The organism is Natronococcus sp. (assembly GCF_047921035.1).
GTDB lineage: Archaea > Halobacteriota > Halobacteria > Halobacteriales > Natrialbaceae > Natronococcus.
Genome location: NZ_JBLRWX010000038.1, coordinates 1 through 15,779, shown reverse-complemented (window position 1 = coordinate 15,779; position 15,779 = coordinate 1). Strand labels below are relative to the sequence as shown.

18 protein-coding genes are annotated in these 15,779 nt (G+C 66.6%); 7 read left to right on the top strand and 11 right to left on the bottom strand.

What is annotated here, in order from left to right; translation table 11 throughout:
• The 4 genes from ACNA7R_RS09780 to ACNA7R_RS09765 form a co-directional block, all read right to left on the bottom strand.
• A complete protein-coding gene (locus ACNA7R_RS09780) occupies window positions 1-765 on the bottom strand; it encodes an iron-sulfur cluster assembly protein (RefSeq protein ID WP_416283379.1) in 765 nt (254 codons plus the stop codon).
• On the bottom strand, window positions 765-1,829 hold the full coding sequence (locus tag ACNA7R_RS09775) for an amidohydrolase family protein (protein ID WP_416283378.1): 1,065 nt from the start codon (window positions 1,827-1,829) through the stop codon (window positions 765-767). Before ACNA7R_RS09775 ends, ACNA7R_RS09780 begins: the two co-directional genes overlap by 1 nt.
• A gap of 266 nt (window positions 1,830-2,095) precedes the next feature.
• Complete coding sequence (locus ACNA7R_RS09770; RefSeq protein ID WP_416283377.1) at window positions 2,096-2,929, bottom strand: alpha/beta fold hydrolase; 834 nt, start codon at window positions 2,927-2,929, stop codon at window positions 2,096-2,098.
• A 137-nt stretch (window positions 2,930-3,066) separates the two neighbouring features.
• Entirely contained in the window at window positions 3,067-3,771 is a 705-nt protein-coding gene (locus ACNA7R_RS09765; protein ID WP_416283376.1) for a bacterio-opsin activator domain-containing protein, read from the bottom strand.
• A gap of 422 nt (window positions 3,772-4,193) precedes the next feature.
• Here ACNA7R_RS09765 and ACNA7R_RS09760 point away from each other — a divergent pair, with 422 nt between their 5' ends.
• The 3 genes from ACNA7R_RS09760 to ACNA7R_RS09750 all read left to right on the top strand — a co-directional run bounded on the left by ACNA7R_RS09760 (window position 4,194) and on the right by ACNA7R_RS09750 (window position 7,870).
• Window positions 4,194-5,342, top strand: coding sequence for a hypothetical protein (locus ACNA7R_RS09760; RefSeq protein ID WP_416283375.1), 1,149 nt, complete (start codon window positions 4,194-4,196; stop codon window positions 5,340-5,342).
• A 92-nt stretch (window positions 5,343-5,434) separates the two neighbouring features.
• Window positions 5,435-6,478 carry an NAD(P)-dependent alcohol dehydrogenase gene (locus tag ACNA7R_RS09755; protein ID WP_416283374.1) on the top strand — a complete coding sequence of 348 codons (1,044 nt, stop codon included), beginning with the start codon at window positions 5,435-5,437 and terminating at the stop codon, window positions 6,476-6,478.
• Between the two features lie 42 nt (window positions 6,479-6,520).
• Window positions 6,521-7,870: an NADH:flavin oxidoreductase gene (locus ACNA7R_RS09750; RefSeq protein ID WP_416283373.1), complete on the top strand. Its 1,350-nt coding sequence runs from the start codon at window positions 6,521-6,523 to the stop codon at window positions 7,868-7,870.
• Window positions 7,871-7,885: 15 nt separating this feature from the next.
• Here ACNA7R_RS09750 and ACNA7R_RS09745 read toward each other — a convergent pair whose 3' ends face one another.
• Window positions 7,886-8,569, bottom strand: coding sequence for a rhodanese-like domain-containing protein (locus tag ACNA7R_RS09745; RefSeq protein WP_416283372.1), 684 nt, complete (start codon window positions 8,567-8,569; stop codon window positions 7,886-7,888).
• A 248-nt stretch (window positions 8,570-8,817) separates the two neighbouring features.
• Window positions 8,818-9,411: a homing endonuclease associated repeat-containing protein gene (locus tag ACNA7R_RS09740; protein ID WP_416283371.1), complete on the bottom strand. Its 594-nt coding sequence runs from the start codon at window positions 9,409-9,411 to the stop codon at window positions 8,818-8,820.
• 110 nt (window positions 9,412-9,521) lie between these two features.
• Here ACNA7R_RS09740 and ACNA7R_RS09735 point away from each other — a divergent pair, with 110 nt between their 5' ends.
• The 3 genes from ACNA7R_RS09735 (at window position 9,522) to cysE (ending at window position 11,820) form a co-directional block, all read left to right on the top strand.
• Window positions 9,522-10,112: an IMP cyclohydrolase gene (locus ACNA7R_RS09735; RefSeq protein ID WP_416283370.1), complete on the top strand. Its 591-nt coding sequence runs from the start codon at window positions 9,522-9,524 to the stop codon at window positions 10,110-10,112.
• A 316-nt stretch (window positions 10,113-10,428) separates the two neighbouring features.
• Window positions 10,429-11,097: a metallophosphoesterase family protein gene (locus tag ACNA7R_RS09730; protein WP_416283369.1), complete on the top strand. Its 669-nt coding sequence runs from the start codon at window positions 10,429-10,431 to the stop codon at window positions 11,095-11,097.
• Between the two features lie 213 nt (window positions 11,098-11,310).
• Window positions 11,311-11,820 (top strand): serine O-acetyltransferase, encoded by a 510-nt coding sequence (gene cysE / locus ACNA7R_RS09725; protein WP_416283368.1) that lies wholly within the window; start codon window positions 11,311-11,313, stop codon window positions 11,818-11,820.
• Between the two features lie 4 nt (window positions 11,821-11,824).
• Here cysE and ACNA7R_RS09720 read toward each other — a convergent pair whose 3' ends face one another.
• Entirely contained in the window at window positions 11,825-12,217 is a 393-nt protein-coding gene (locus tag ACNA7R_RS09720) for a hypothetical protein (RefSeq protein WP_416283367.1), read from the bottom strand.
• Between the two features lie 136 nt (window positions 12,218-12,353).
• Window positions 12,354-13,742 carry a phosphoglucomutase/phosphomannomutase family protein gene (locus tag ACNA7R_RS09715; protein ID WP_416283366.1) on the bottom strand — a complete coding sequence of 463 codons (1,389 nt, stop codon included), beginning with the start codon at window positions 13,740-13,742 and terminating at the stop codon, window positions 12,354-12,356.
• 89 nt (window positions 13,743-13,831) lie between these two features.
• Here ACNA7R_RS09715 and ACNA7R_RS09710 point away from each other — a divergent pair, with 89 nt between their 5' ends.
• Window positions 13,832-14,416 (top strand): NADPH-dependent FMN reductase, encoded by a 585-nt coding sequence (locus tag ACNA7R_RS09710; RefSeq protein WP_416283365.1) that lies wholly within the window; start codon window positions 13,832-13,834, stop codon window positions 14,414-14,416.
• Between the two features lie 416 nt (window positions 14,417-14,832).
• On the opposite strand, the gene ACNA7R_RS09705 is transcribed toward ACNA7R_RS09710, so the two are convergent.
• The 3 genes from ACNA7R_RS09705 to ACNA7R_RS09695 all read right to left on the bottom strand — a co-directional run.
• Window positions 14,833-15,087 (bottom strand): GIY-YIG nuclease family protein, encoded by a 255-nt coding sequence (locus ACNA7R_RS09705; protein WP_416283364.1) that lies wholly within the window; start codon window positions 15,085-15,087, stop codon window positions 14,833-14,835.
• Between the two features lie 96 nt (window positions 15,088-15,183).
• Window positions 15,184-15,333 carry a hypothetical protein gene (locus tag ACNA7R_RS09700; RefSeq protein ID WP_416283363.1) on the bottom strand — a complete coding sequence of 50 codons (150 nt, stop codon included), beginning with the start codon at window positions 15,331-15,333 and terminating at the stop codon, window positions 15,184-15,186.
• Between the two features lie 118 nt (window positions 15,334-15,451).
• Window positions 15,452-15,779, bottom strand: a 328-nt coding sequence (locus tag ACNA7R_RS09695; RefSeq protein WP_416283362.1) for an AIR carboxylase family protein, incomplete at its 5' end; no start/stop codon positions are given.

The following is a 15,779-nucleotide window of genomic DNA, read 5'->3' as shown; positions in this document are numbered from 1 at the left end:
CTAGTCCGACGCCTCGAGCCGTCGCTCCCGGGACTCCCGGAGCCCGTCGCAGATCCCGCCCTGGCTCGACATGTTGACCTGCGCCAGCCGCCCCCGTCGGTGGACGAGTTCGAACGCCTCGGGGTCGATCGGCTCGCCCTCCGGGGTCAGGAATAACGGATCCGTCTCGGCGTCGACCAGCCCCGTCTCGCGGGCCTTCTCGAGGTAGCGGTCTATCGGGTCCGCGGGCACGGAGACGGCGACCGCCCGATCCGCGAGGTAGATCGAGGGGCGGTCGTCGCCGTCGGTGCGCTCGAGATCACAGGGACGAAGCGAGACGATCGTCTCGGGCTCGAGGCCGGCCTCGAGCAGCGCCTCGACGGCGTCGTACTGGCGGGCGGTTCTGGCCTTGCGGTCGAGTTCCAGCCTGACCGCGTCGACGGTGTCGTCGGCGTCGGGAAACGCCTCGGCAAACGACCGCCCCGCGTTCACGCCCCGGTTGATCTCGATCTCGTGCATGTGCTCGTGAAGGTAGATCCTCGCCCGCTCGACCGCGGGGAGTTCCTCGACCTCCGTGCGGGAGTCGACGGCCATCATCCAGGCGAACGCGGGCGAACACCACGCCGTCGGCAGCGTCAGGTGGACGGTAACCGTTCCGGCGTCGATCTCGATATCGTCGATGTACTCGAGTGCGACGATCGAACGATCGAGTTCGGGATCGGTGACCCGGTCGAGTCGGTCGCGGACGGCCTCGCGGGTGGGGCCGTCGGATGCTAGTCCGGTCATCAGTCGTCGGCCGCCGCGGGGGCGTCGCTCGAGTAGTGGTCCTCGAGGCCGAACCGCTGGCTGATCTCGTCCTCGCGGAACTGCTCCTTTTTGGCCTCGATGTCGATGTCGTACAGCTCGGCGGCGTTCTCGCCCATCACCTTCCGTTTCGTCTCGAGATCCCACTCGACGCCGTACTCCATGCGGTCCTCCTGGGTGAGTTCGGCCTCGAGAACCTCTTCGACGAGCCAGTCGGGGTTCCAGATGGCGTAGTCCGAACCGAACAGGACCCGGTCCTCGCCGAGCCACCACAGCAGTTCGGAGAGGATCTCGGAGAACTTCGCGGGGCGGTTCTGGGCGAACGGCGCGGCGACCGCCAGCCCGCCGTAGACGTTGGGCTCCTGGGCGGCGATCCAGCAGAAGTCGTCCAGCCGCGGGAGCCCGACGTGTTCGACGATAAAGTTGAGATTCGGGAACGACGACGCGGCGTCGTCGACGTCGGCGACGTCGAACGCGTCGCGGTTCAGCGGTCGGATCGTCGGCCCCTTGTGGGCGTGGATGTTCTCGATGCCCAGCTCCTCACACTTCTCCAGGAACTCGAAGGCCTCCTCGTCGTCGAGTCGCCACCCCTTCGACTCGTCGCGCCACTCCGCGGTGTACAGTTTCACACCCTGGAGGTCGTAGGTGTCGTGGAGGTCCTCGAGGTACTCCAGCCCCGCCTCGCCGTCGCGGGGATCGAAGCTCCCGTTGAGGACGAACCGTTCGGGGTACTCGGTCGCGAGCTCGGCGTTTTGCTCGGTGGTGTTGAACCCGTCCCCGTAGAAGTCCGTGAGGTAGGTCGGCTGGAAGATCGCCATGTCCGCGGCGGCGTTCTCGAACAGGTCCTCGACCATCCGCTCGGCCCCGTACTTGCGATACTCCTCGATGCTCCACTGACGGTCCTCGGGCGTGAACGTCGTGTGGTAGTCGTAGAAACACTGGATGAACTCCTCGCCGCCCTCGTGGGTGATGTTCCCCTCCGTCGCGTCCCACAGGTGGACGTGACCGTCGATGACGAAGATCTCCTCGCCGTTGTGATCGTACATTACGTCGTGGTGATTGATAACACCCTACGTGACCGTTGTGCCAATGAGTATAGGTCGCCGGGAACCGGCGGCCGCGCCAGCCGAACGGACGACCGATACCTGTTCGTTGCCGGAGCGCCAGAGCCGAGCTGGAGACCGCCGATCGTCCGACGCCGCTGCGTGCCGACGGCCGTGGCTCGGTCCTCATACGGATTGCTGTAACGATTTACCGGCGCAACCGCCGTACGGGTCGCGGTTGCGCCGGTACTGACTTACAGGAAACCGTATCAGACGAGAAAGTCGAGCACGTGTTCCTCGAAGGCCTCACGGCGGTCCTCGGGAACCCAGTGGTCGGCCTCCAGCCGGACCAGTTCGGCGGTGCCGACGTCCGCCTCGAGCCGTTCGGCCCACTCCACCGGCTGGAACTCGTCTTCGGTCCCCCACAGGAGCAGGGTGTCGGCGGTTACGGCGGTCGGATCGATCTCGGTCGTGTGGCTAGTGTTGGTCGCGCTGGCGTTGCGCACGACCGAGGTGACACCCTCCTCCGAAGTCCACGGCGCCGTCATCGCTTCGAGGAACGTCTCGTCGGGGTCGTCGGCGAGCAGCGTCTGTCGGAACAGCCCGTCGAGCATCTCCTCTAGTTCCTCGGGGGTTGTTTCTCTGGCGGTTTCGGGCAGGCCGAGGTCGGTGATGGTCTGGATAGGCCAGGAGTCGTAGGCCACCGAGTTCGACAGGACCAGTCGATCGACGGCGTCGGGCGTCCGGGCAGCGTAGCGCAGGCCCACCCCGCCACCGAGGTCGTGCCCGACGAAGTCGATCGCCCCGAGGCCGAGGGCATCGACGAGTCCTCGGACCGCGAGTTCCTGGGCGCGGATCGAGCGGTCGAAGCCGTCCCGCATCGCCGACTGGCCGTAGCCGACCATGTCGGGCGCGATGGCACGGCGGTGTTCGGCGACCGCCTCGAACTGGGAGTGAAACAGGAAAGAGTTCGTCGGAATGCCATGGAGGAAGACAACGGGGTCGCCGCTGCCCTCGTCCCGGTAGGCCATCTCGAGGTCGTGATCGTCCACGGTTACCGTCGCGGTCTCCTGTGCGGCCGTCCATTCGTCGTAGGTCGTCATTCGGAAGTCACCACCTCGTAGCTCTCCCAGGACTAGCAAACGGCTACTGCCTATGAGTATTGGACCGCCCGCGGACGCCCCCCAGAGACGCCGATCGGAAAGGCGCGACCGTCAGACGACCCGACATCGGTCGGCCGTCAGCGCCTGAGATCGCTCTCGAAGAGACACTCCGAGAGCGTCTCCTGGACGGCACGCATGTGCTGGCTGAACGTCGGCTGGGAGATGCCAAGCGCCTCCGCACACTCTTCGGCGCTGCTCTCGCGGGGCCACTCGAAGTAGCCGCTGAGGTACGCCATCCGGAACACCTCGAGCTGTCGGTCGGTGAGTCGACTGGCGAAGGTCTCCTTGAGCCCGAGGTCGGTCCTGACCGGTACTGCCGGCGGTCGCCCCTTGCTGGCGAGGAGGTGTGAGTCAGCGTGTCGCGACCGAAACGACTCGACGACCGCCCGGACGTCGACGTGCCCGGGGACGCTCGCGACGACCGTTCCGGTCCCTCGGGAGGCCGTCACGCTCTGGGTCACTGCACCCGCGTCCGCCAGGGTCGTCGTCACGCACGACCCCGAGACTATCAGCTGGACGATCCCACCCTCGGCGGACTCCCTGATGACCCGCGCCTCGGCGATGCCGGAGGACTCGGTCCCCAGTCGGACGACGTCCTCGGGTTCGGCCCCCTCGACGGCGAAAAACTCCAGCAGCCGTCCGTCCGACCGCTGGATCAGGTGCTCCAGGGTCAGCCGGCACGACACCTCGGCCGACGCCCACACGAAGAAACACTCCTCGTCGTTAACCTGTATTTCGAGCTCCGTGGCCTCGGTAGTCCCTTTCAGGTTCCTCGTTGCCATACCACATGGCACTACCCACGCTCTTATAGATTTCTGGCTACCCGAACGTAACCCGATGTACTGAAACAAACCGAGATTTCGAAGTCCGGGTGGACCGGAGTCGGCCCGTTGACGATCGTTCCAGTCGACGGCAGTTGTGAGCCAGATCTCCTTTCGAAAGTCGTTCGCGAACCGAAGAGACTCCTGATGTACCCACGGTAGCGTACCTCCCGTTCTGCGAACACAGAGGCGACGACACGTCTCGGCGTACCGTAGTGCGTGGCCTTGTGGGTTGGTGCACTAACCGGCCCGTAACCGATACTCATTGGCTGAAGAGTTAGTGAAGGTGACGGACTAGGTGTGGCTACGGTCGGAACGGCCGACCAAAATATATGAGACGACGTAACCTACTACGGATCGGCGGTTTCGGAGCGGCGACGGCCATGGGCCTGGGGACAACCGGGCCCGTCGGCGCAAACCCGCGAGGTAACGGACACGGCAGGGAGGCCAGCAACAATCCCGGCCGGCTACCGAGATACGACGGCGCCGACACGAGGGTCCCGCCGGATATCGGCGGCCAGGAGTTCGCGCTGATGTACTACGCGGAAGGCGTACTCACCGGGCCGAACCCCAGCGGCGGCTTCGGCTTCGGGGAGTTCGACTCGCCGGCCGAGCACTTCCACCTCGGCGTCATGGACCGGTCGATCGACCAGGCGCTCGACGACCGGCGGGACGCCCACGAACACTACCGGGAGTACTGGGGGATCGACTTCGACGCGGGCCTGGACAACGAGGAGGTGACCGAGGAAACCCTCTTCCAGGTCCACGACGGCTACAACGCCAACGGCGTGAAGATCGCCGAGGAGGTCCCCACCCAGCTCCACCCGGAGGTCGGCTACAGCAACTACTGGATCTCGGGGTACGGAATGCCGAACAACTGGGAACCCGAGACGAACACGACGAACCGCGACCCGCGCGTTACGAACAAGGTTCGAGACGGCGGCTGGTGGGTCGACGTCGACCTGAACGGTGACGGCTACGACGACGGCTTCGCGGAGGCCGAGGAGGGCGCGGTCGGAAACCTCGTCGGCGAACCCACCTTCTGGTACAACGACAAGCTGAGCCTCGAGGACACCCCGGGGCTCGACCAAGCGATCCACGACGGCTACCCCGCAGGGGAAACCGACCTCTTCTGGGGGAACTACAGCATCAAGCTCGGCGACCAGGAGACGCCGCTGGACGAGATCCACTACGAGTCGCGGTTCCCAACCGAACTCGGCGCCAGGAGCGGTATCCCGCGGGCGTTCATTTGCGAACTGGAGTTCGCCAGGAAGGACGGCCGGAACGTTCGCGACCTCCGTCAGAACGAACGACACCGACAGCAACTCAGGAACGAACTCACTCTGGGACGTGTCCACGGAACCGTCTATCCGGACGGGAGACTCCCCGAGGGCCATCCCCTCGAAGACGACGCCGGCGAGTACCCGGTCAGGACACTCCGGAACGTCCTCACGTTTCCGCCGTCGCGAAACCGCGCTGACGGCGGCGTCGTACCGGGCGTCGGTGCCGACGACATGTCGCTCGGACAGTGACCGCCCCGGCCGACAGCCGCGAGGGAACTGTCCCGGCCTGACACCGACGATAAAATAAAGACCCTGAGAAGCGACAGACAATACCACACCACATGCAAGCAGCTAGACTCCACGAGTACACACAGGAGATGAGCGAGGCGTTGACCGTCGAAGAAATCGACCGCCCGGAACTCGAGAAATCCGACGAGGTCCTGATCGAGGTCTCGGGCGCCGGCTGGTGCCAGACCGACAACCACATCATCGAGGGCATGTGGGAAGAGTACGCCCCCCAAGACCTTCCGATGACGCTCGGACACGAGAACGCGGGCATCGTCACGGAAGTCGGCGAGGAGGTAACCCTCGTCGAGGAGGGGGATCCGGTGATCTGCCATCCCGTCCAGACCTGCGGCATCTGTCGCCCGTGTCGACTCGGCGAGGACATGTACTGCGAGAACAGCGCGTTCAACGGCCTCACCACGGACGGCGGGTTCGCGGAGTACCTCCAGACCAACGAGCGCGCGGTGATCCCGCTGCCCGACGGCGTCGACCCCACCGAGATCGCCCCCCACGCCGACGCGGGAATCACGGCTTACCACGCGACGAAGAAGGCCGTCCGGGAGCTCAATCCCGGCGACACCTGCGTCGTCATCGGCGTCGGCGGACTGGGCCACATCGGGCTGCAGTGTCTCGACGCGATGAGCGCCGCCGACATCGTCGCCGCCGATCTGAAGGACGAGGCCCTGAACCTGGCCACTGACCTCGGCGCCGACCACACGATCAACTCCGGAGAGGACGACCTCGCGAGCGCCGTCATGGACCTCACCGACGACGGGGGCGCCCAGCAGGTGCTCGACTTCGTCGGGGCCGATCAGACGACCGGTGCGGCACCCGACATGGTCGCCGCCGGCGGCGATCACCACGTCATCGGCTACGGCGGCCACATTCACGAACCCTGCCAGGCGCTCGTCAACGGCGAGTTTTCGTTCAAGGGAACGCTGGTCGGTAAGTACGCCGAACTCCAGGAGCTGGTCGCGCTCGTCGATCGCGGGGACGTCGAGCTACGTACCGAGATCTACGACCTCGAAGACATCAACACCGTCGCCGAGCGACTCGAGCACCGCGAGATCGAGGGCCGGGCGGTGATCACCCCGCCCTGATCGGGGGCACGCTCTTGTGGTAACCCCTCGAACGAATCGCGTATGGCAACCCTCGAGGACCCCGTCGAGATCGGCGGCGTCGAGATCCCGAACCGACTCTACCGGGCTCCGCTGCTCGAGTGTGCGGGCAACGGGCCCGACGCCGTCGACACGCTGATCGAGGACCTCGAGCCGGCCGCCGAATCGGGCGTCGGCCTCATCTGTCAGGGGGCCACGATCGTCCGCGGCGAGGGGGGCTGCGCCGCTCCAGGGATGACCCGCGTCCACGATCCCGAGTTCGTCTCCCGACTCTCGCGGCTGACCGACCGGATCCACGACCACGGCAGCACGATCTTCATCCAGCTCGAGCACGGCGGGCTGCGGAGCATGGAGACCTGGCACGCCGAGTACCGCCGGGAGCATCCCCACCTCGAGCAGCTCGCCGTCTCGCGCCCGCCCTGGCAGCTCCGGGCGCTCGATCGAGCCGGCTTCCTCTCCTACGATCCCCACGTCCTCGAGACCGAGGAGGTGTACGAACTCGCGGCCGACTTCGGCCGCGCCGCGGGGTACGCCGCCGAGGCAGGCTACGACGGGATCCACATCGCGGGCGCGAACATGGGGCTCGTCCAGCAGTTTCTGTCGCCGTTTTACAACCGTCGAGACGACGAGTTCGGCGGCTCGCCCGAGGCGCGACTGCGCTTTCTCGCGGTCGTCCGCGACGAGATCCGCGAACGGGCGGGCGAGATCCCGGTGATGGCGAAAGTCCCCGCGGAGACCCCCGCCCCGCCCGCCCCGCTGGTGCGGCGGAAGCTCTCGCTCGAGGACGGGATCGAGATCGCCAGACGGCTCGAGAAGATCGGCTACGACGCCGTCGTTCCGGTGCGGACGTCGGTCGTCTGGGACATGAGCATCGTCCGTGGGAAGTATCCCGACCGAGCGTGGGAGAACGAGACACTGCAGCAGGGCTACGACGCCGCGTTCGGCGGCGCGGCTCGCAAACGTCTCGTCGCCCTCGGGAACCGGATCCAGTCGCTACAGTACGACACCGAGCCGGCCTGGAACGAGGCGTTCTGTCGACGGGTGCGCGAGCAGGTCTCGATTCCCGTTCTGGCAGAGGGGGGGATCCGCGAGCGCCGGGAGATGGATCGGCTGCTCGGCGGCCAAACCGGGCCGGCGGCCTGCAATATGGTCGGCATGGCCCGCCCGTTCTACGCCGAGCCCCGACTGGGGGCCCGTCTGCTCGAGACCGAACGCGAGAGCGACGCGGCGGACGAGCACGTCCGCGTCCTCTGTGAGAGTTGCAACAACTGTACGGTGCCGCAGGTGACGGGCGCCCCGGGGATCTGTCGAACCCCGGCGGTGCTGCGAGAGCGGGGCCGGCTCGAGCGGGCAGGCGCGTACGACCGACGGTGACTCGCTCTCGAGGGACTACTCGGCGGTGACGACGCCGTCCGTCAGTTCGGCGAGCGTCAGCTCCCGGGTGTAGTCCGGCGCCTCGAGTTCGAGCACCGTCTCCTCGGTAAGCTCGGAGAAGTGAAGCGTCAGCTCGTAGCTACCGTCTTCCTCGATCGTCCCGGGTTCGCGCTGGCCGGTTTCGGGTTCGCGGACCCAGACGAACTCGCCGGCGTGGGCGGGATCGGCCTCCCCGCGGACGTCGTATGCGGGGAGCCGTCCCTGGACTTCTTCGCCCTCCATCGGGTACCCCTCCTCGTACCAGGCCTGGAGCCCCTCGTCCAGGGCGTACACGTCCTCGTAGCCGTCGTCGATCAGCGAGGCCGCGCGAAGCCCGGCGAGCGTGTGCGGACAGATGCAGTAGGTGACGATCCGCGCGTCCGTCGACCACTCCTCGGTCGGGTCGTCCGCCTCGAGTCCGTGTTCGGCGGGGCTGTAGACCGCGCCCGCGATATGAAGGTCGTCGTACTCGATCTGCGTTCGCGTGTCGACGAACCGGGCGTCGTCGTCCTCGTACCACTCGTAGACGTCCTCGAGCGGGGCCAGCGGCACGTCGGTCCCCTCGAACGTTTCCGTCGGATACCCGTCGTCCCCGAAACAGCCCGCGGTGCCTACGGTCGTCGCCGTCGCCCCTACAGCGAGAAACTGCCGTCGTCTCATGAGCGGTCTCTAGGCGTGTCGGTTCAATATGGGTTCTGGTCCGGGTGCGGTTTGCGAACAGGGCGCCCGGAGTGCCGACCCCTTCGTTTCGACTGGAGATCCAGTGGCGGAACTGGGAGAGTGCTCGAGGTGAAACGGGTAGAAAGTAGTCCCCACAGGATTCGAACCTGTGTCGAAGCCCCCAGAAGGCTTCAGGATTGGCCGCTACCCCAGGGGACTGTTGCTGCACCAGATGGTTGGGTAGGTTCCTACTTATGACTGTCGGGTTGGAGTTCTGATTCAGCGCTGTCAGGAACCTCGAGATGCTCGAGACGGTGACAGTTAGCACAAAGCACGACACAGCGCTCGATTTCTTCGCGAATGCTTTCCTTCGAGTGGCCGTTGACGACCATCGTTGCGATACTCCGTTCTTTCTCGTCCGGGTGATGAAAATCCAGACAGGGTGGTCTATCCTCGGTACACCGGAGACACTCGCAGTGTTCATCCTTGTACTCGTAGAGCCATCGACGTATCTCGGATCGGCGGCGATCCTTTCGTCGGAGACGTCTCTCGCGGTTCTTGTAGTACCAGCGCTGCTGACTGGTGAGTTCCTCCCACTCGAGGCCCTCCGGAAGTTCGACATCGTCGGGCTTCGGTTTGATGCGCTGGCTCCCCGTTGCACCTCGCTCGAACGTCGACAGTCCCGCGCGTTCTTTCGCCGCGTTCCATCCACCTAACGTCTTCATGATCGTCGCCGAAGCCGGCGTTACGTCGAGCGCCTCGTACTGGGCCTTCGTCGGTGATTCGCCGAGTTCGTCCGCGGCGCGTCGCAGCGCCTCGAGACAATCCTCCTCCGTCGCCATGACGGACGGTGTCGTGTAACCGGACATAAAATTTCGTCTGACAGACGTCTAAAGTCGACGATAGTGCACAGATCGACACACACTTCTTCCCTCCCTGTGCATCCCCGTGTATGTACGTCGGACGATTCGTCGTCGTCGGCCCCGAGGTCGGCGCCTACCGCGTCTCCTCGAGGTCGTTCCCGAACCGCAAGCTCACCGCTCGAGACGAGGCCCTCACCGTCGGTCCGACCGAGGACGCCCCCGAGACGGACAACCCCTACGTCTCCTACAACTGCCTGCGGGTCGTCGAGACGCCGACGGGGGAGACGGCCGCCTTCGGCAACGGCTCCCACGTCGATCCGATCGCCGAGAAGCTCGAGTTGGGCTACCCCGCTCGGGACGCCCTCGCGGAGAGCCTGCTCGCGCTGGATTACGAGAAGGACGACTACGACACGCCCCGGATCGCGGCCACGCTGGGCGAGGACGGCGAGGCGCTGATCGGTACCGTTCGGAAGGACGCCTTGCTCGTCGAGACCGTCGAGGAGCCGACGCTGGTCGCGACCTACGAGGAGGACTCGCCCACGGCGTTCGATATCGAGGCCGACACCGCCGCTGAGGCGGCAAGCGAGGTCTACGACCACGAGTTCGAGCACGCCGTCTGTGCGGCCGGTATCGCCCGGACTGCGGGCGGGTTCGAGACGGCGATCGAGAACGGCGACTGATCGACAGCGAGGGGGTGTACAGCGCTCGAATATGATCGAACGGCGTTCCCCTGGATAGCCCCGGCTCGGCGATCGAGTAGCCGCACCGATCAGACGGATCCGAAGTAGACGAGCGGTCTGCTCGCGCCGAACACACGGGATTCCACGCCCTCCCCAGCCGATTCGTTCGCTCCGTTGTCGCTCACTCATCCCTCGCACGGCATCGGCTCACGGTTCGCTGTCCGCTCACCGCGACCCAGCGCGCGCCATCGCGCACAGTTTTCTCGTCGATCGTCCCGTCGGATGACCTACAAAGCTTCGTGCCGTATCCCCGGGCATGCAAGTCGGACTCATCTCCGACGTCCACGGCAATCGGGTCGCCCTCGAGGCAGTCCTCGCCGACATGCCCGCAGTCGACGACCTGCTCTGTGCCGGCGACGTCGTCGGCTACAACCCCTGGCCGGGCGACTGCGTCGACGAACTCCGCGAGCGGTCGGTGCCGACGGTGATGGGCAACCACGACGCCGCGGTCGTCGAGGAGACGCCGTTCCGGTTCAACAGCATGGCTAAGGCGGGCGTCGAACACGCCCTCGAGCAGCTCTCGGCCGACCAGCTCGAGTGGCTCGCCGACCTGCCCGAGGAACGACTGGAGTGCCGGGATCGGGTGAAGCTCGTCCACGGCCACCCCGACGATCCCGATCGGTACACCCGCTACACCCGTCCCGGGGAGTTCTCCCCGCGACTGCTCGGCGACGAGGACGTCCTCGTGCTGGGTCACACGCACGTCCAGCACGTCGAGCGCTACGGCGAGGGGATCGTCGTCAACCCCGGCAGCGTCGGCCAGCCCCGCGACGGCGATCCGCGGGCGGCCTACGCGGTGGTCGACCTCGAGGCGATGACCGTCGAAACCTATCGTGTGGAGTACGACATCGGCGCCGTCGGAGACGCCGTCTCGGCCGCGGGGCTTCCCGAGGGGATCGGGAGCCGGCTCGAGCGCGGGAAGTGAAAAGATATCGTCGATACCGGTTTACCACACGAGGGGCGAAGCGATCCCTTTTAGCCCGTCGATCGGAGTAGTTGGAGCCATGCCTGAGATCGGCCGCATCGGGTCAATCGCGCGGAGCACCGCCCCGGCCGCGGTATCCGACAGCCGACACCCGTCGCGGCCCGAACTCGTACGAACCGCGTCGGACGACCGCGCTATCCGTCTCGAGAACGCATGATCGGGAAACTCCGCGAGGACGTGCGGGCGATGTGCGACCGCGATCCCGCGGCGACGGGCTGTCGAGTGGTCTGGTTCACGTATCCCGGCGTCCACGCCGTCTGGGGCCACCGACTCGCCCACCGCCTCTGGAACGGGGGGTTCGAACTCCTCGCTCGCGTACTCGCCTACGTCGTCCGCATGCTGACGGGCGTCGAGATCCACCCCGCGGCGACGATCGGCCGTCGCGTCACGATCGACCACGGGATGGGCGTCGTCGTCGGCGAGACCGCCGAGGTCGGCGACGACGTCCACATGTACCACGGCGTCACCCTCGGCGGAACGGCGAACGAACCCGTCAAGCGCCACCCGACCGTCGAGGACGGCGTCACGATCGGCGCGAACGCGACGCTACTGGGAGATATCACAATCGGCGAAAACGCGGCCGTGGGTGCGGGGTCGGTCGTCGCCGACGACGTCGAGGCCGGAACGACGGTCGCCGGCGTCCCCGCAGAACGGATCGATTGATCGGTTACTGCTGGTCGTCGTCGACGGTTCCCTCGGCTCCTGCAGGCGAGTCCGAAGCCGGGACGCCCGCTCCGGACTCGATTCCCTCGTCGTCGCTTCCGGAGTCGGTCTCGCCGTCGTCCGCGCCGACGGCGTCGTCGGTCATCGACTCGTCGGGATCGGAGACGTAGCCGAGTTCGAACCAGAGCTTGGCCGTACAGTCCATCGGCTGGGTGTCGAGCTCGACGTCCTCGCTGTGCTTGCTCAGGTAGCCGTTACAGCGGCCGTGTTTGACGACGTTCATCAGCGTCGCCTCCGAGCCACACTCCGGACAGTCGATCGAGTAGTTCCCCTCGTCGTTCTGGTGCCACGCGTCGGGCTCGAGTTCGGTGTACGCGGCCTCGTCGCTTCTGCTCATACCCGTCTCTGCGGTCGCTGTCCCGGTAAACGTGGGCCCGGAGTGCGCAACCCTCATACGGATTGCTGTAACGATTTACCGGCGCAACCGCGACCCGTGCGGCGGTTGCGCCGGTAATGACTTACAGTAAACCGTATCAGACCAGCGGTTCGACCAGCGCCTCGCCCGCCTCGAGCAGTTCGACGACCCGGTCCTCGTCGGTCGCCTCCGCGTACACCCGCAGTTTGGGCTCGGTCCCGCTCGGCCGAACGAGCAGCCAGGAGCCGTCCTCGAGCTGGAGCTTGAACCCGTCGGCAGTGTTGACGTTCTCGACGGGCGTTCCGGCAACGTCGTCGGGGATCTCGTCGCCGAGGTCGTCGATCACGCGGGCCTTCTCGTGGTCGGGGCAGGCGACGCTTCGCTTGTCCTGGACGACGGTGCCGTGTTCCTCGAGCAGGCGGTCGACGCGGTCGTCGATCGGTTCGGCGTCGTGCATCGCGGCAGCGAGCAGGGCCATCAGGACGCCGTCCTTCTCGCGGACGTGCCCGCGGATGGTGAAGCCGCCGGACTCCTCGCCGCCGACCAGGGCGTCGTGGTCGGCCATCCCCTTTGCGATCCACTTGAACCCGACCGGGACCTCGTGGACGGCCTCGTCGTGGGCGTCGGCGACCCGATCGATGAGAAACGTCGTCGACACCGTCCTGACGACGGCCCCCGAATCGCGCTCGAGCAGGTAGTCGTACAGCGCGGCGAAGAAGAGGTTCTCGTCGAGGTAGCCCCGTTCGGGCGTCACGATCGCGATCCGATCGGCGTCGCCGTCGTTGGCGACGCCGAGGTCGGCCCCACCCTCGGTCACGCGCTCGACGAGCGCCTCGAGGTTCTCCGGGGCGGGTTCGGGTGCGCCGCCGCCGAACGCCGGATCTTGCTCGCAACGCAGCCGATCGACGTCGGCGCCGGCCCGCTCGAGGATGGCGTCGGTCGTTCCGCGACCGCTGCCGTACATCGCGTCGTAGGCGACGGTCAGCCCCTCGAGGTCGATCTCGCCGATCGTCTCCTCGAGCAGGGCGAACGCGGCGTCGGCGTGGGGCGCGACGAAGTCGACCTCCTCGGCGCTGCCGTGCTCGTCCTCGGACAGCGGATCGGGTTCGGCGAGGCGGTCCGCGACCGCGTCCATCACCTCGGGGAGCGCGGGCGCGCCGTCCTCGGGGATGAACTTCACGCCGTTGTACTCCGGCGGGTTGTGCGATGCCGTGACGACCATCGCCCCCGCCAGCTCCCGTTCGACGATCGCGTGGGCGAAAAGCGGCGTCGGTCGGTCCCGGTCGGACAGCAGGACGTCGAAGCCGTTGGCACACAGCACGCGAGTCAGCTCCTCGGCGAACCCTCGCGAGGTCTCGCGGGCGTCGTAGCCGACAGCGACCGGGCCCTCGAGGCCCTCGTCGGCGAGGTACGTCGCGACCGCCTGTCCGACCATCCGCACTCTCGGCGCCGTAAACTCCTCGAGGGGCGCCCGCCAGCCGTCGGTTCCGAACGAGATCGTCTCCATACCCCGCCCCTCATCGCCCGGTGCGAAAAAGGCGACGCTGTCGGTGCCGAAGGCAACGAGGTTTTGTCGCCAACCGCGCTAGCGGCGGTATGACACGCGTTCTCGCCGTCTCCGGCAGTCTCCGCGACGAAAGCTACACGCGAACCGCCCTCGAGTACGTCCTGGACTCGGCCGAGGAGGCCGGCGCCGAGACGCGGCTGCTCGATCTGCGCGAGTACGACCTCCCCGTCTACGATCCCGACGTCGACGATCAGGGCGACGGCGAGGCCGTGAAACGGCTCGTTCGGGAGGCTGACGCCGTCGCGCTGGGCTCCCCGGTCTACCACGGCTCGTACTCGGGCGCGCTGAAGAACCTCCACGACTACTGCGGGTTCGAGGAGTTCGAGGACACGACCGTCGGCCTGCTCGCGACCGCCGGCGGCGGGAGCTACGGGTCGACGCTCGACCACCTCCGGATCACGGTTCGGGGCGTCCACGGCTGGGTGCTCCCCCACCAGGTCGGGATTCGGGGCGCCTCGAGCGAGTTCGAGCCCGATCCGGAGGCCATCGACGGCCGCGCGTTCGTCGACGAGAAACTCGAGGAGCGAACCAGAAAGCTCGGCCGGATGCTCGTCGAGTACGCCCACATCGAACCCGACGTGAGTAGCCCGCGGACGGCCGCAGCCGACGAGTAGGGCGCTCGAGTCGTCTCCATCGCGAAGGATGAGTGAGCGAACGAATCGACTGGGAAGGACGCGGAGATTCCTTGTTGTGATGGGCTACGTCCGGATGCGTAAGGGCCGTCCAGCCTCGAGTCTCCAGTACCGGCCAACCGCCACGAGGTGGGGCTTTCGAGGTAGTTAGGGCGATAGCAGTCCTGCTCACACGAACACAGGGGATCGCCACGCCCTCCCCAACCGATTCGCTCGGTCGCATCGCTCCCTCGCTCATCCCTCGCACAGCGTCGTCGACCGTCCTTACTGGCGTTCGGACGGTCGACAGCGTGCGCCACCGCAGGGGAGAATGGTCAGAACGAAGCGATACGTCGTCCGCCTATACGTAGCGATCGACTCGAGTGCAGTTCCGGAAGCGACTCGTCACGTCCCGTTGCTCACTCGAGTCCGACCAACTCTTCCTTCTGGGCCCGCGTCAGCTGTTTGATCTCGTACTCGCGGGACATCGCCGCGGACTTCGAGTCGTACCCCTCCTCGTAGCACAGCTCCACCGGCGTCCGCCCGCGGGTGTACTTCGCCCCCTCGCCCGCGTCGTGTTCCGCGACGCGGCGCTCGAGGTCGGTCGTGTACCCCGTGTACAGCGAGCCGTCGGCGCACTCGAGGACGTAGACCACGTGGTCGGCGTCGGCCATCGCTCGAGGGTATGGAGCCGACAGGCAAAAATCGTCTCGTCCGCAGCTAGGTGGCGGGGTCCAGCCGTGGTCTGTCGATGGCGGTACTCGAGCGACTCAGGAGCCGCGGGCGCGCTCCTTGGCGGCTTCCGCGATCCCTGCGTTCGCCGAACAGCTCACACAGGCGTGGATCTCGCCGCGCTCGTCGGCGAACACGCGGGCGAACCGTTCGGAGACGTGCGCGTCGCAGTGGTCACAGGTGGGCATTGTGGTGCCGGCTTCGGCCGGCGTTCAACCGTAGTCCGTATACCAATAAAAACGCTTTCCCAAACGTTGTTTGGCTTTCCGACTTCGGAAGAATATTTTCCAGAAACCCGTTACCGACTCAGATCCGAGCGTCGTCGAGCGCCCGCGCGATCAGGGTCGCCTGCGCGCCCGCGACGAACCCCGCGTCGACGTTGACGACCGAGAGGATCGTACACGACTGGAGCATCCCCGCCAGCGCCGCCTCGCCGTCGCCGGCGTGGCCGTAGCCGCTCGAGACGGGAACCCCGATCACCGGCGAGTCGACGAGGCCGGCGACGACGGTCGGCAACGCCCCCTCCCGGCCCGCGGCGACGAGCAACACGTCGGCCTCGCGGAGTCGCTCGAGCTGGTCGAGGATCCGATCCAGCGCGGCGACGCCGACGTCGTCGACCCGGTCGATCGTGACG

Coding starts and splice junctions, on each gene's coding strand:
- ACNA7R_RS09710 (WP_416283365.1), top strand. CDS start 13,832: ATGACACGCGTTCTCGCCGTCTCCGGCAGTCTCCGCGACGAAAGCTAC.
- ACNA7R_RS09750 (WP_416283373.1), top strand. CDS start 6,521: ATGGCAACCCTCGAGGACCCCGTCGAGATCGGCGGCGTCGAGATCCCG.
- ACNA7R_RS09780 (WP_416283379.1), bottom strand. CDS start 765: ATGACCGGACTAGCATCCGACGGCCCCACCCGCGAGGCCGTCCGCGAC.
- cysE (WP_416283368.1), top strand. CDS start 11,311: ATGATCGGGAAACTCCGCGAGGACGTGCGGGCGATGTGCGACCGCGAT.
- ACNA7R_RS09735 (WP_416283370.1), top strand. CDS start 9,522: ATGTACGTCGGACGATTCGTCGTCGTCGGCCCCGAGGTCGGCGCCTAC.
- ACNA7R_RS09705 (WP_416283364.1), bottom strand. CDS start 15,087: ATGGCCGACGCCGACCACGTGGTCTACGTCCTCGAGTGCGCCGACGGC.
- ACNA7R_RS09720 (WP_416283367.1), bottom strand. CDS start 12,217: ATGAGCAGAAGCGACGAGGCCGCGTACACCGAACTCGAGCCCGACGCG.
- ACNA7R_RS09765 (WP_416283376.1), bottom strand. CDS start 3,771: ATGGCAACGAGGAACCTGAAAGGGACTACCGAGGCCACGGAGCTCGAA.
- ACNA7R_RS09700 (WP_416283363.1), bottom strand. CDS start 15,333: ATGCCCACCTGTGACCACTGCGACGCGCACGTCTCCGAACGGTTCGCC.
- ACNA7R_RS09775 (WP_416283378.1), bottom strand. CDS start 1,829: ATGTACGATCACAACGGCGAGGAGATCTTCGTCATCGACGGTCACGTC.
- ACNA7R_RS09770 (WP_416283377.1), bottom strand. CDS start 2,929: ATGACGACCTACGACGAATGGACGGCCGCACAGGAGACCGCGACGGTA.
- ACNA7R_RS09715 (WP_416283366.1), bottom strand. CDS start 13,742: ATGGAGACGATCTCGTTCGGAACCGACGGCTGGCGGGCGCCCCTCGAG.
- ACNA7R_RS09740 (WP_416283371.1), bottom strand. CDS start 9,411: ATGGCGACGGAGGAGGATTGTCTCGAGGCGCTGCGACGCGCCGCGGAC.
- ACNA7R_RS09755 (WP_416283374.1), top strand. CDS start 5,435: ATGCAAGCAGCTAGACTCCACGAGTACACACAGGAGATGAGCGAGGCG.
- ACNA7R_RS09730 (WP_416283369.1), top strand. CDS start 10,429: ATGCAAGTCGGACTCATCTCCGACGTCCACGGCAATCGGGTCGCCCTC.
- ACNA7R_RS09760 (WP_416283375.1), top strand. CDS start 4,194: ATGGGCCTGGGGACAACCGGGCCCGTCGGCGCAAACCCGCGAGGTAAC.
- ACNA7R_RS09745 (WP_416283372.1), bottom strand. CDS start 8,569: ATGAGACGACGGCAGTTTCTCGCTGTAGGGGCGACGGCGACGACCGTA.